The 13515-nt window shown below is 71.4% G+C and carries 12 protein-coding genes; 6 read left to right on the top strand and 6 right to left on the bottom strand.

From position 1 onward, the window contains the following. Window positions 1-150: 150 nt before the first annotated feature. Window positions 151-1266: an alanine dehydrogenase gene (gene ald / locus ACZ6S0_RS06265; protein WP_465913827.1), complete on the top strand. Its 1116-nt coding sequence runs from the start codon at window positions 151-153 to the stop codon at window positions 1264-1266. 197 nt (window positions 1267-1463) lie between these two features. Here ald and ACZ6S0_RS06260 read toward each other — a convergent pair whose 3' ends face one another. Beyond that, window positions 1464-2174: a DUF3105 domain-containing protein gene (locus ACZ6S0_RS06260; RefSeq protein WP_465913825.1), complete on the bottom strand. Its 711-nt coding sequence runs from the start codon at window positions 2172-2174 to the stop codon at window positions 1464-1466. Between the two features lie 133 nt (window positions 2175-2307). Here ACZ6S0_RS06260 and ACZ6S0_RS06255 point away from each other — a divergent pair, with 133 nt between their 5' ends. From ACZ6S0_RS06255 to ACZ6S0_RS06235, 5 genes are all read left to right on the top strand, one after another. Continuing rightward, window positions 2308-2949, top strand: coding sequence for a DUF305 domain-containing protein (locus ACZ6S0_RS06255; protein WP_465913823.1), 642 nt, complete (start codon window positions 2308-2310; stop codon window positions 2947-2949). 5 nt (window positions 2950-2954) lie between these two features. Beyond that, on the top strand, window positions 2955-4355 hold the full coding sequence (locus tag ACZ6S0_RS06250) for a phytoene desaturase family protein (RefSeq protein WP_465913821.1): 1401 nt from the start codon (window positions 2955-2957) through the stop codon (window positions 4353-4355). A 124-nt stretch (window positions 4356-4479) separates the two neighbouring features. Then, window positions 4480-5586, top strand: a complete 1107-nt coding sequence (locus ACZ6S0_RS06245) for a hypothetical protein (RefSeq protein WP_465913820.1) — start codon at window positions 4480-4482, stop codon at window positions 5584-5586. Between the two features lie 160 nt (window positions 5587-5746). Further along, window positions 5747-6085, top strand: a complete 339-nt coding sequence (locus tag ACZ6S0_RS06240) for a YbaB/EbfC family nucleoid-associated protein (RefSeq protein WP_465913817.1) — start codon at window positions 5747-5749, stop codon at window positions 6083-6085. A 6-nt stretch (window positions 6086-6091) separates the two neighbouring features. After that, the gene (locus tag ACZ6S0_RS06235; RefSeq protein WP_465913815.1) at window positions 6092-6394 is read left to right on the top strand and encodes a hypothetical protein; all 303 of its coding nucleotides are present in this window, start codon (window positions 6092-6094) and stop codon (window positions 6392-6394) included. 80 nt (window positions 6395-6474) lie between these two features. Here ACZ6S0_RS06235 and ACZ6S0_RS06230 read toward each other — a convergent pair whose 3' ends face one another. The 5 genes from ACZ6S0_RS06230 to ACZ6S0_RS06210 form a co-directional block, all read right to left on the bottom strand. Next, entirely contained in the window at window positions 6475-7533 is a 1059-nt protein-coding gene (locus ACZ6S0_RS06230) for a threonine aldolase family protein (RefSeq protein ID WP_465913814.1), read from the bottom strand. Continuing rightward, window positions 7530-8159, bottom strand: a complete 630-nt coding sequence (locus ACZ6S0_RS06225) for an SDR family NAD(P)-dependent oxidoreductase (protein WP_465913810.1) — start codon at window positions 8157-8159, stop codon at window positions 7530-7532. The genes ACZ6S0_RS06230 and ACZ6S0_RS06225 overlap by 4 nt, the downstream gene beginning before the upstream one ends. After that, window positions 8156-10231: a DUF6421 family protein gene (locus ACZ6S0_RS06220; RefSeq protein WP_465913808.1), complete on the bottom strand. Its 2076-nt coding sequence runs from the start codon at window positions 10229-10231 to the stop codon at window positions 8156-8158. Before ACZ6S0_RS06220 ends, ACZ6S0_RS06225 begins: the two co-directional genes overlap by 4 nt. A 130-nt stretch (window positions 10232-10361) precedes the next feature. After that, a complete protein-coding gene (locus ACZ6S0_RS06215) occupies window positions 10362-11966 on the bottom strand; it encodes a serine/threonine protein kinase (protein ID WP_465913807.1) in 1605 nt (534 codons plus the stop codon). Further along, a complete protein-coding gene (locus ACZ6S0_RS06210; protein ID WP_465913804.1) occupies window positions 11966-13429 on the bottom strand; it encodes a hypothetical protein in 1464 nt (487 codons plus the stop codon). Before ACZ6S0_RS06210 ends, ACZ6S0_RS06215 begins: the two co-directional genes overlap by 1 nt. Window positions 13430-13515 lie beyond the last annotated feature (86 nt).

Below are 13515 nucleotides of genomic sequence, written 5' to 3'. Positions count from 1 at the left end.
GATGATGATCCCATCCTGACGTTCGGACTGCCGGTGAGCCTATCGAGGACAGGCCACGGCGGGGTAATCAGCCGGACAATCCTCACTCAACCGTGAGATGAGAGGAAGAATGAGGTAAGGATCGTCCGTCCGCCGGGAAGAGTTGGCAGCATGGACATCGGTGTGCCCCGCGAGGTCAAGAACAGCGAATACCGGGTGGCGCTGACCCCGGCCGGGGTCCACGAGCTGGTACGCCACGGCCATCGGGTCTTCGTCGAGCGCGACGCGGGCGAGGGCTCCTCGATCCCCGACGCCTACTTCACCGCCGCGGGGGCCGTCATGGTCCCCGAGGCCGACGAGCTGTGGGGCGTGGCCGACCTGGTGATGAAGGTCAAGGAGCCGATGGCGGAGGAGTACCACCGGCTGCGCAAGGGGCTGGTGCTGTTCACGTACCTGCATCTGGCCGCCTCCCGCGCCTGCACGCGGGCGCTGCTCGACTCCGGCTGCACCTCCATCGCGTACGAGACCGTGCAGACCCCCGGCGGCGCGCTGCCCCTGCTCGCCCCCATGTCGGAGGTGGCGGGACGGCTCGCGCCGCAGGTGGGCGCCTACCACCTGATGCGCTCGACGGGCGGCAGGGGCGTGCTGATGGGCGGCGTGCCGGGCGTGTACGCCGCGCACGTCGTCGTGATCGGGGCCGGCGTCTCCGGCATGAACGCCGCCGCCATCGCCCTCGGCATGCAGGCCGAGGTGGTGCTGCTCGACAAGAACATCGACAAGCTCCGCCAGGCGGACCTGATCTACCAGGGGCACTGCCGGACGGTCGCGTCCAACACGCTGGAGATCGAGCGGGCGGTGCTGGCGGCCGACCTGGTCATCGGCGCGGTGCTGGTGCCCGGCGCGCGGGCTCCAGAGCTGGTGAGCAACGACCTGGTCAGCCGCATGAAGCCGGGCTCGGTGCTGGTGGACATCTCGATCGACCAGGGCGGCTGCTTCGAGGACTCCCGGCCGACCACGCACGAGGAGCCGACGTACCGGGTGCACGACTCGGTCTTCTACTGCGTGGCCAACATGCCCGGCGCCGTGCCGCACACCTCGACGTTCGCCCTGACGAACGTGACGCTCCCGTACGCGCTGGCCATCGCCGACCTGGGCTGGCAGCGCGCGATGCGCGAGGACCCGGCCCTGGCGCACGGTCTGAGCACCCATGAGGGCCGGTTGACGAGCGGCCCGGTGGCCCAGGCGCACGGCCTGGAGTGGACTCGGCCACGGGAAGTGCTCGGCTGAGCCCGTTGTCTGTTTCCCGTCCGCCAAGTTACGGTAAGTGGCAGCCAACTACTTACCGTAACGAGCGGAGGGGTGATGTCGCAGCCGAACTTCCACGAGAACGCGGGACGCGACTTCGACGACCCGGACGCCGACGCCTGAAAGACCTTCCGGTAAATGCCTCAGGGCCCTGCGGGGGCGGGGCCCTGAGGCACTCGTCACTGCTGCTGCTGGCTGGGCGAGGGGGAGACCGTCTCCGTCGGCGCCTGCTGCTGGCCGGTGGGCTCCGGCGGCAGCGGGGCCTGGTCGGCCGTGGTCGAGATCGCCTGCTCGCCGCCGCACGTCGCGCCCGGCTCGGGCGTGTCGGCGCCGTTCTGGTAACGCTTGATGAACGCCCCGAGCTTCGGGTCCTGCGGATCGGTCAGCTTGAGCTGGTGGCCCCAGGAGGAGACCACGATCGGCGAGGACAGGCTGGGGAAGGGGCTCATCAGCATGTAGTCCTGCTGCCCCGTCGAGCCCGCGACCTCCTTGAGCTGGTCGATCTGGGCCTTGGGCAGGTCGGGCCGGTAGGTGATCCAGACCGCGCCGTGCTCCAGCGAGTGCACGGCGTGCTCGCTGTGGATCGGCTGGTCGTAGATCGCGCACTGCTGCCAGTAGTTGTTGTGCTCACCGCCCACCGGCGGCGTCTCCTTGTAGGCGACCGTGTTCCACACGTGCTGGCCCGCGTCGTACTTGACGCTGGTCACCGCGTCGAGCGAGGTCTCCCTGGCCTCCCTGATCAGGTAGAAGCCGACCACGCCGACGAGCACCACGATGATGAGCCCGCCCGTCCCCCACATGAGCAGCGCGGCGCGGCGCTGTTTACGCCGCTGCTCGGCCCGCATCTTCTGCAGATGCTCGCGCCGCGCCTGCGACTTCTCCTTCGTCATCGTTCCTCCATCGGCGTACCAACTCCGGGTCACCCTATGCCCTCCGGGCGTATGCGGAGAATAAGAGCGGCATAAGCGTCGGATCACGGATCACGCCCCAGGTGGGTACGCTGGACGGGCCATGGAAAAACCCGTGAGGAAACCGATTCTGATCGGCTGCGGCGTGCTGGTGCTCGCCGTGGCCGCGTTCCTGTTGTTCGGCCGCGGCGGCACGCCCGGCGACGCCTCGCCGGAGGCCGGTTTCGCCCGCGACATGGCCACGCACCACGCGCAGGCCGTCGACATGGCATTCACGATCAGGGACAAAGGCCCCGCCGCTGAGATCAGAAACCTGGCCTTCGACATCATCAACACCCAGGCCAACCAGCGCGGCATGTTCCTGGGCTGGCTGCAGCAGTGGGAGCTGGGCCAGGCGACCGACCAGCCGACGATGGCCTGGATGAGCGGCCACGGCCACGGCGCCGCCTCTTCCGGGGTCGCCGCGGCGGCCGCCACGTCGGGCGCCATGCCCGGCATGGCCACGCCGCAGGAGCTGACCCGGCTCAAGGAGGCGCGGGGCGAGCAGGCCGAGGTGCTCTTCCTGCAGCTCATGATCCGCCACCACGAGGGCGGCGTGCAGATGGCCGAGGGGCTGCTCAAGCTGTCCACCCGCCCCGAGGTCGTCAGCATGGCGCAGAAGATCGTCAGTGGGCAGAGCGGTGAGATCAAGCTGATGACCGAGTTGCTCAGGCTGCGGGGCGCGCAGCCCTACCCGTCGATCATGAAGAGCCAGTAGGGGCCATGGGCGCCGACGCGGTCGTGGTGGGGTCGGGGCCCAACGGCCTGGTCGCCGCCGTCATGCTGGCCCGCGCCGGGTGCGAGGTGCTGCTGCTGGAGGCGGCCGACGGCTTCGGGGGCGCGCTGAGGTCGGGGCAGGTGACGCTGCCCGGCCGCGTCCACGACCTGGGCGCGACCGTGATGGCGATGGCGCTGGCCTCCCCGGCGTTCCGCGGGCTCGGGCTCAAGGGGGTCGAGTTCGCCCATCCTCCGGTGGCCGCGGCGCATCCGCTCGACGACCGCCCCGCGGTGCTGGTGCACCGCGACGCGCGGCGTACCGCGGAGGCGCTCGGGCGTGACGGCGGCGTCTGGCTGGCCACCGCCGGGGCCGCGGCCCGTGCCGGGTTCCCGCTGGTGGACCTGCTGCTCAAGCCGCTGGGGCCGTGGCGGGCGTCACCGCGGGCGTTCGCGCAGGCCGCCAGGTTCGGGGCGGCGGCGGCGCTGCCCGCCACGACGTTCGCCAGGCGGGCGCTGCGCACCGTGGAGGGGCGCGCGCTGATCGCGGGCCTGGCCGCCCACTCGATGCTCGACCTGCGCTCCCCCCTCACGACCGGCTACGGGCTGATGCTGGGGGCGCTGGCCCATCTGGTGGGCTGGCCGCTCGTACGCGGCGGTTCGCAGGTGCTGACCGACGCGCTCGTGGCCGAGCTGAGGTCGCTGGGCGGGCAGGCGGTGAGCGGGCACCGGGTGCGCGGGCTGGCGGAGCTGGACGCGCCGATCGTGGTGCTCGACGTGACGCCCCGGCAGTTGCTCGCGATGGCCGACTGGCCGTCTGGCTACCGGCGGCGGCTCGAGCGTTACCGCTACGGGCCGGGCGTGTTCAAGCTCGACTGGGCGCTCGACGGGCCGGTGCCGTGGCGTGACCCGGCGGTCGCCGGGGCGGGCACGGTGCACCTGGGCGGGACGCTGGAGGAGATCGCGCTCAGCGAGGCCGAGACGGCCGCAGGGCGGCACTCGCCCCGCCCGTACGTGCTGCTCGTGCAGCCGTACGCGGCCGACCCCGAGCGGGGCGGGCACACCCTGTGGGCCTACTGCCACGTCCCCAACGGCTCGCCGGTCGACATGACCGACGCCGTCGAGACCCAGATCGAGCGGTACGCCCCCGGGTTCCGCGACCGGGTGCTGGCCAGGCACGCGATGGGGCCGGCCGAGCTGGAGGCGGCCAACCCCAACCTGGTGGGCGGCGACATCGGGGGCGGGCTGACGAGCCTGGGGCAGTTCGTCCGCCGCCCGGTCTGGTCGCCCGCCCCGTGGCGCACGCCGCTGCCGGGGGTGTTCCTCTGCTCGTCCTCGACGCCGCCGGGGCCGGGGGCGCACGGCGTGGGCGGCTGGCAGGCGGCCCGCCTCGCGCTCCGCTCCCGCTGACGGCCGGGCGCCGAGCCCCGCGTCCGGGGACAGGCCGTGCGGCGGTGGCCAGAAGGCGCCGGCCGACGGTTTAATGTCCCCGATGTGTCACCCCTGACTTCCGAGACTGGAGCGGTGTACGAGCATGACTGCTGAGCTGGAGGCTCTCGGCTTCGGCGTCTTGGGAGTCCCGCGCCCCCCGGAGACGGCGGAGCTCGAACGTCAGTCCGGTGTCCTGGAATGGGCGGTGCGTGCGCAGCGGGCGGTGAGCGACTCGGGCACGCAGGCCCACCGGCTCGCCGAGCACAATGCCGGCCGGGCGCAGGACGCGCTGGACGAGCACGTCGCGGGGAAGTCCGGTGTGCTCGTCGGCGCCGCCACCGGTGCGCTCATCACCTCGGTGGCGGCGAGCGTGCTGCAGGTCACGCAGACCACGATCAAGTGGGCCGGTGGGCTGATCGTCGGGCTGGCCGGCCTCGCGGGCCTGGCGCTCGCCTTCCCCCATACCCGGGCCCTCCTGATACCGCGGCTGAGGCAGTTCGGCCAGCGGGCGCAACAGTGGATCCGCACCGCCATGCAGTCCATCGGCCGCCTCTTCACCCAACTGACCGAGCGCTTGCGCGCGACTTCGGCCAGGCAACGCGCCGGCGACGCGCTGGCCGCGGAACAACGGCGGATCGCCGCCGGACACAGGCTGAAGACCGAACAACGGCAGATCAGGCAGCAGGCGTACGACGGCATGGCCGTGCACACGAAGGCTGGGTACGCCAGGATCGCGGCGACCCGCGCCACCTCGACCCTCAACCGGCACGAGAGCACGCTGAAGCAGGTCGAGACGTACGTGGCGGAGGCCAAGCGCAAGATCACCGCCGCGGCCGACGACGCCTACGCCCGCGGGCGGATCGACGCGGGCACCCGCGCCCGGCTCTTGTCCACCGACCAGGGCCTGGTCAACCACCCCTTGCTGGACGACATGAGCAGATGGCATCTCTCCCAACAGGCCCAGCGGGTGGAGCAGATCGAGTCGCGCCTCAGCGGACATGTCGCCGGACAACTCCGCGAAGCCAGCCACAAGGTGAACGACGGGCTGAATCTCGCCGGGACGAGAGGGGTGAGCACCAGAGAGCTGGACGATCTCCAAGGCGTCGTGAACGAGCAGGCCCTGCGCCGCCGCGAGATGCTGGACAGGGCCTGGCTCGCCCGCCAGGACCTCCGCGGCAACTACGAGATCCTGCCCATGTACCCGCTCTGACTCCGGTCTCGGCGGCGGGTGACGGGCTCGCTCGGCGTCCCGACGATCCGCGGCCTTCGCCTCGCACGAGGCAATCGTCGTCATCGGTGGTCAGACCGCGCAAACCAGCGGTTTAATAGCTCCGATGCGTCACAAGTGACTTTTGGGACTGGAGTGATGTATGGCCGCCGACGACCCCGGGCCCACCGGCGACGGAGAGGCCGCCGACGGTCTGGTGCGGGCCGACGTAGGTGCGGACGGGCTGCTGGCCGGGCTGCGACTGGACCCGCGGGCGATGCGGTTCGGCTCCCACGACCTGGCGGACCACGTCGTCTCCGCCGTACGGGCGGCGCAGCAGGACCGGCAGAGCAGGATCGACGAGCCGGCCGAGCCACCCGAGCCGCCCGATCTGAAGGAGTTCGTGCACCGGCTGGACGACCTGGAGGCGCAGGCGGCCCGCGACTTCGCCCAGTTGACCTCCCGCCTCGATGAGACGCTGCGCCGCCTGGAGGAGAAGTGAGCCGCCTTGACCGACGATGAGATCACCTGGGACGTGGCCGGCCAGCGGGCGTCCGGCCAGAGATTCCGTACGCTGGCCGACGAGCACGGACAGTCCCACCAGGAGCTGCTGGCGCAGTTGGGCGGCCAGGCCCCGTTGCCCTATCCGGAGTTCACCGGCCCCTATCAGCGGTTCCTCACCGAGCTGGTGGGCGGCTCCGCGGAGACGAACGCCCAGCTCAGCCGGACCGGAGACGGCCAGGCCGTGATGGTGGCCACGAAGGAGCAGGCCGAGGCGGCGAACGAGACGGTCGTCGGCGGCGACGGCTGATCAGGGGGACGGCTGATCAGGGGGACGGCTGATCAGGGGGACGGCTGATCAGGGGGACGGCTGATCAGGGGGACGGCTGATCAGGGGGACGGCTCGGCCAGCTCCTCGGCCACGGCGGCGGCGAAGGCGTCGACCTCCTCCTCGGCCGTGTCGAACGCGCACATCCAGCGCACCTCTCCCGTGGCCTCGTTCCAGGTGTAGAAGCGATAGCGCTTGCGCAGCCGCTCGGCGACCTCGACCGGCAGGACGACGAAGACGGCGTTGGCCTCGACCGGCCGGACCGGCCGCACGCCTGGGATGTCGCGCAGCGCGTCGTCCAGCCGCCGCGCCATCGCGTTGGCCCGGCGGGCGTTGCGCAGCCACAGGTCGCCCGACAGCAGCGCCTCGAACTGCACCGACACGAAGCGCATCTTCGACGACAACTGCATGAACGTCTTGCGCAGGTACTCGACCCCGGTGGCCGCGTCCGGGTTGAGCACGACGACGGCCTCGCCGTACAGCAGGCCGATCTTCGTGCCGCCGAAGGAGAGCACGTCGACGCCCGCGTCGGTGGTCAGCGCCCGCATCGGGACGTCGAGCGCGGCGGCGGCGTTGGTCAGGCGGGAGCCGTCGACGTGGACGAGCAGGCCCAGTTCGTGGGCGTGCGCGCAGATCGCGGCGACCTCGCCGGGGGTGTAGAGGGTGCCCAGCTCGGTGCTGTTGGAGATCGAGACCACCTTGGGCTGGGCCCGGTGCACGTCGCCGAAGCCCCACGCCTGCCGGTCGATCAGCTCGGGCGTGAGCTTGCCGTCGGGCGTGGGGACGGTCAGCAGCTTGATGCCGCCGACCACCTCGGGCGCGCCGCCCTCGTCGGTGTTGATGTGGGCGCTCTCGGCGCAGATGACCGCCTCCCACTGGGCGGTCATGGAACGCAGGGAGACCACGTTGGCGGCGGTGCCGTTGAACACCGGCCACGCCCGCGCCCGCGCGCCGAAGTGCCGCTGGAAGACCTCCTGCAGGGCCTCGGTGTAGACGTCGTCGCCGTAGGGGATCTGGTGGCCCCCGTTCGCGGCGGCGATGGCCTGGAGGATCTCGGGGTGCACGCCGGCGTAGTTGTCGCTGGCGAAGGCCCTGAGCAGGGGGTCGTGCCGGGGAATCAAGAAGTGAGGTCCAATCGTGTGCCGTTGATCTGTGCCGCCGGTCGGTCGTAGAGGCCGCCGATGGCCGCGGCCAGGTCGTTGACGTCGGTGAAGCCGGGGAACCTGGCCTCGGGCCTGTCGGCCCGCATGGCGTCGTTGACCAGGGCCTTGACCACGAGGATGGTCGCCGCGCCACCGGTGCCGCCGAGCGCGTCGGCCAGGGAGAGCGTCCACGCCTCCGCCGCGGCCTTGGCCGCCGCGTAGGCGGCGCCTCCCGCGGACGGCGACTGGGCCGCCTTGGCCGAGACGATCACGAAGCGGCCGTTCTCGCTGCGGCGCAGCAGCGGCTCGAAGGCCAGCGAGACGTGCTGGAGGGTGCGGATCAGCAGGTCGTGCAGGAGGTCCCAGTCGTCGAGGCTGGTCTCGGCGAACGAACCCGACCCGCGCCAGCCGCCCACCAGGTGCACCACGCCGTCGACCCGGCCGTGCTCGCGATCGATGCGGGCGGCCAGGTCCTCGACGGCGGCGCGGTCGAGCAGGTCGACGTCCTGCTTGTCGACGCCGATCACGGTGTGCCCAAGTTTCCGGAAATATCCAGAGACGGCCTGACCTGTCGGCCCACCGGCCCCGGTAACCAGAATGATCATGCGCGGAGTCCCTTGGTCGATTCGACGACATCGGCCAGCTTACGGCGCAGCGCCTCGTAGAACATGCTCAGGGGGAACTCGTCCGGCAGCACCGCGTCCACCTTGGCCTTCTGCTCCTCCGGCAGCGCCTGGATCCCCTTGGCCCAGGTGGAGGCGGGGTGCGCGGCCACGTACGCGCTGACCAGCTCGTACGCCGCCAGCCAGTGGGCCAGCTTGGACCGGTCGATGCTGTCGCGGTAGAGCTTCTCGACCTCGCCACGCAGGTCGGCCACGCCGCCGGCGACCCGCTCCCACTCGATCGTGAGCCGGTTGTCGGTCCACCGCACGACGTCGTTGCGGTGCAGGTAGGCGAACAGGAGCTGGCCGCCGAGCCCGTCGTAGTTCCGCACCCGCTCCCCGCTGACGGGGAACCTGAACAGCCGGTCGAACAGGATCGCGAGCTGCACGTACCGGGCGTGCGGCACCCCTCGCGCCTCCAGCTCGACGGCCTCGCAGAACGCCGTCAGGTCGCAGCGCAGCTCCTCCAGCGAGTACAGCCAGTACGGCATCCGCTGCTTGATCATGAACGGGTCGAACGGCAGGTCACCATGGCTGTGCGTACGGTCGTGCACCAGGTCCCACAGCACGAACGTGTCCTGCGCGAGCCGCTGCGACTCCAGCAGCCGCTCGGCGTCCGGCGGCAGGTCGAGCTTGAGCGTCTCGGTGGCGGCCCTGGAGACCCGGCGGAACCGGGCGGCCTCGCGGTCGGCGAAGATACCGCCCCAGGTGAACCGAGCGGGCGTCTGGCGCACGGCGACCGTCTCGGGGAACAGCACGGCCGAGTGCGTGTCGTAGCCGGAGGTGAAGTCCTCGAACGCGATCGGCACGAACATCGGGTTGTCGTAGCCGCCCGCCTCCAGCTCGGCGAGCCAGCCGGGCCAGATGGTCCGGATCCAGACGGCCTCGAGGTTGCGGGCCGGGTTGCCGTTCTGGGTGTACATCGGGAAGACCACGACGTGCTCCAGGCCGTCCTGGCGCTGGGTGTCGGGGTGGAACAGGTCGAGCGAGTCGAGGAAGTCGGGCACGCCGAGGCCCTGGGTGGCCCATTTGGCGAGGTCGTACTGGACGGCCTGGAGGTAGGCCGCGTCATGCGGGAAGTGTCCGGAGATGTCGCTCACGCGGTCGGCGATCTCCGCGACCAGCGTCCCGGCCCGCTCCTTGGACTCCTCCGGCACCGAGCCGTCCTTGACCTGGAGCGGCCGCAGCTCCTCCACGACCGCCTTGAGCCGGGCGAACGCCCGCGCCGTCGCCTCGTGACGCGCCCCGTTCGGCGACTCGCGGCCGGTGCGGGCGTCGGGGATCCTGGCGGCCCAGGTGATCACGTTGCCCCAGAGGGCGCGGTGGTCGTGGTCGTCGATCGAGTCGTCGCCGAACAGGTCGGAGTCGGCGAAGACGACCACGCGGCCCCGGCCGTGCCGGAGGGCGACGGCCAGCGGGGCGCCCGCCGGGTCGGCCGCCGCCGAGGTGCGGAACAACACGGTCGCCCCGTCCGCGACCAGGGTGCCGGAGCGGTAGAAGCAGGCCGCGCGCACCCCGGCGAGCAGGCCGGAGCCGGTGGAACGTTCCCCCAGCACCCAGGTGGCGACGCCCCGGTGGGCGTGCCCCGGGTCGCGTACGGTGGTGTGCTCGACAAACACCCCGAAGCGGGCGAGCAGCTCGTTGAGGTTGTTGCCGTACTTGTCCTGCTCCTCCTCGGCCAGGACCACGAGACCGCCGCCGTCGGCGACGAACGAGGTGATCGCGTCCAGCTCGGCGGCGTCGAAGACGGGGCTGCCCTGCCCGGTGGTCCGCTCCCAGCGCTGCCCCGACGGGTGCGCGATCACCAGGACGTCCTGGCCGGCGAGCGTCTCGGGGTCGAGCGGGCCGGACGTGTGGACGGCGACCGTGTGCCCGAGGTGCCGCAGCAGCCCGGCCGCGCGGGCGTAGCTGTTGTCGTCGGGATGGGCCGGGTTGATGGCCTCCGCCAGCTCGCGCCTGACAGTCCAGGACTCGCTGTGCGCCTCGTCGAACAGCACCCGTGGGAACGATCGCATGAAATATCTCCTGTTTCTACCGCCTTCTGATGAAAAATATACACACGGTTGGGGTGTGGACCACCAAACCCTCCCGATCCTTGAGAAGCAGGGGAAGCGGCGCCGACCCCGGGGGCGCGGGGGCGGCGCGTCACGACACGTGAACGCTCTGCCTGATGCGGGTCTGGGCGGCGTCGTCGCAGGTGGTCTTGGCGCAGAAGTACATGACGAGCATGGTCTTGGGCTCGCGCTCGATGACGTAGCTCACGAAGCCGAGCCTGGCACCGGAGCCGGGGTCGTGCAGGGAGCCGTCGAAGCGGGTGGCCGGGCTGTTGCCCGCCTGGTCGGGGACGGGCCTGCCGAGGTCCACCTCACCGGGCAGCAGCGCCTCCATCTTGGCCTTCATCAGCTCGGAGGTGCCGTTGGCGTCGAGGGTGTCGGAGACCTGGACGTACACGCCGGAGGCGCTGCCGGGGTCGTCGGCGACGATCTCGGCGACCCGCGTCCAGTCGGCCCCCGGCCCGGCCACGAAGAGCTGCTCGAACTCGGGGGCGTGCGGGGAGGCCACGGCGAAGAGGTCCTGGTGGGTGCGGACCGTCCAGTCGCCCGGGTACTCGAACGTGAGCGGCGCGGCGGCACTGGCCCGGTAGCGCGCCCAGGTCTCGCCGCGGTGGTCCATCACGATGTACGCCACCAGCGCGAGCGCCGCCGCGGCGGCCCCCAGCGTGGCGGCCACGATCGGGATCCGCCCCGGCCGCCGCCGCGGCGCGCCACCGGGTGAGCGCGACGGCGACTGCGCGGGCCGGGTGGGGTGCACGGGCTCCCCGACCGGTCCCGTGGTCGCCTGGGGCTGCTCCGGGGAGAAGGCGGCGGCCTGGCGCGGCACGGGGCTCCGCACCGGGTACGGCCCCGAGTGCGGCCCGCCGATCACCTCACGCAGCGCGGTCACGAACTCGGTGCAGGTCGCGTACCGCTGCTCGGGCGACTTGGCCAGGGCCCGCATCATGACGGCGTCCACCCGCGCGGGCAGTTCCGGCCTGACCTGCGACAGCGGTGTGGGCTGCTCGGCCAGGTGGGCCCAGAGCAGCGCGATGTCGTTCTCGCGCTGGAACGGCAGCCGCGCCGACAGGGCCTCGTAGACCACGCAGGCCAGCGCGTACTGGTCGCAGCGGCCGTCGATGTGCTCCTTGTTGATCTGCTCGGGCGACATGTAGCGGGGGGTGCCGATGAACTGGTCGGTCTGCGTCAGCCCCGAGATCGAGGAGCGGTGCTTGGTGATGCCGAAGTCGGTCAGGTAGACGTGGTCGCCCGCCAGCAGGATGTTGGCCGGCTTGACGTCGCGGTGGATCAGGTCGTGCGCGTGCGCGGCGTCGAGCGCGGCGGCCACCTGGGCGAAGATCTGGTTGGCCTGATCAAGGGGCAGCGGGCCCCGGTCGTAGATGAGCCGGCGCAGGTCGAGCCCGTCGACGTAGCGCATGGAGATGTACAGCACGCCGTCGGCGTCGGCGTTGGCCTCGTAGATGGGGATGATGTTGGGGTGCTCGATGCTGGCGACCGTCCTGGACTCCAGGATGAAGCGCTGCCTGAACCGGTCGTCGACGCTGAGCACCGGGTTGAGGATCTTCAGTGCCACCCGGCGGCTCAGCCTCGGGTCGAGCGCCAGGTAGACGACGGCCATGCCGCCCTTGCCGACGATGTCCTCGATGTAGTACCCGGCCACCTCCTGGCCGATGAGCGATCTTTCGTTCAATGGCATCACGTCTCGATGGAGTGGCCGCAGTAGCCGCAGAAGCGGTGCGCCGGTCCGAGTCTCATGCCGCACGAGGTGCAGTACTTGACCTCCGGGTCCGGTGCCGTCATCACCTGCTGCCGCTGCGGGACCATGGGGAACGACTGGGAGCGCCGTACGACGACCGTCTGGTCGGCCCCCTCGTCGAGCGGCGGACCGGCCGCCGGCGGCTGTGGCGGTTCTGTCGCTCTTTCAGGAGTGCGGCGGCGCCACAGCAGATACGTCCCGCCCGCGGCGACGGCGAAGAGCACCACCGCCGCCACGGCGAACGGCCACAGCGGCGTCGAGCGCTCCGGCGCGCTCTCGAGCCGTCTGGTCCCCTGGTCCTCGGGGCCGCCGCGCTTGGCCAGCGAGGTCTTCAGCAGCGCGGCGGCCACCACGTTGCCCGGGTAGAGCTCGAGGACGCGTTGGAAGCCGGGTGCGGCCTCGGTGTAGTACTTGGTGTGGTAGCGGGTGAGCGCCGCCTCGAAGGCCGTGTCGATCGCGCCCCTGCGCGGCACCACCTTGGCGGCGGCCAGGAGGCCGGTGACCTCGCGGACCCCGATCATCCTGCCGTCCTTGCCACCGCCGACCAGCAGGCCGATGACGTGGCCGTCCTTGTCGCCGATCACGGGCGCGCCGGCCAGGCCCTGGTCGGCGAGGCCGCCGAGTTTGACCGGCTCGTCCACCTTCTTCTCGGGGTCGGCGAACGGCCTGCCGCCCTCTCCTCCCGCGCCGCCCCTGCCCAGGTGGGCGATCTCGACCGTGTGCGTGACGTCCGGGCCGGGCCGGCCGAGGAAGCCGGCCACGTTGGTGGGCGCGCCCTCCTGCTCGGGCACCTTGTCGGCGAGCGGCGCGGTCGGCATGCCGACGCCGCCTGCCGCCGGGGTCACCGGCACCAGCACGGCGGGGCTGTCGGGGCCGGGGCCGGCCTTGACGCACTTGACCTTGAAGCCGTCGGGGCTGGCCGGTGACACGTTGGGGAAGGCCGTGATCTCGGTGGTGACCTCGACGATGCAGGTGGCGGTGTCGCTCTCGGGCGTGTAGCACTGCTGGAGGTGGCGGTCGAGCACGGCGTCGTCGAGCCGGTGCTTGGCGTAGTCGGCCGGGATGTCCACGTCGTGGTGCTCGGCGAAGATCTTGTTGGCGGCGTAGACGGCGACGTCGTCGGGGTTGATCGCCAGGCGTCTGAGCGTGACGATCGTGCCGTCGGGGCTGACGACTGTCCCCGTCCCCTGGCCGAACTTCAGGTCGTAGGACCGCTCCACGTGCTTCAGCTCGCCGACGTGGTCGAGCAGGGTGATCTCCGCGTGGGACACGGCCTCCAGCCGTACCACGGCCGGGCTCACCAGGTCGGTGATGCCGCTGGGGTGCTCGTGCGCCGCGACCGGCACGGCGGTGAGCGCGAGCGTCACCGCGATGCCGCCGATCAGAGCTGTCAGGCGCGCCATCTCCGCTCCAAACGCAAGGACTACGACCAGGGTCCCAAGCGCATGCCGTAAGTCAATAGACCACCTCATAGACAAGCGCTTGCTCG

Source organism: Nonomuraea sp. NPDC051298, from assembly GCF_055586305.1.
Note: the sequence above shows the minus strand (reverse complement) of the source record. Positions and strands in the feature narration are given on the sequence as shown.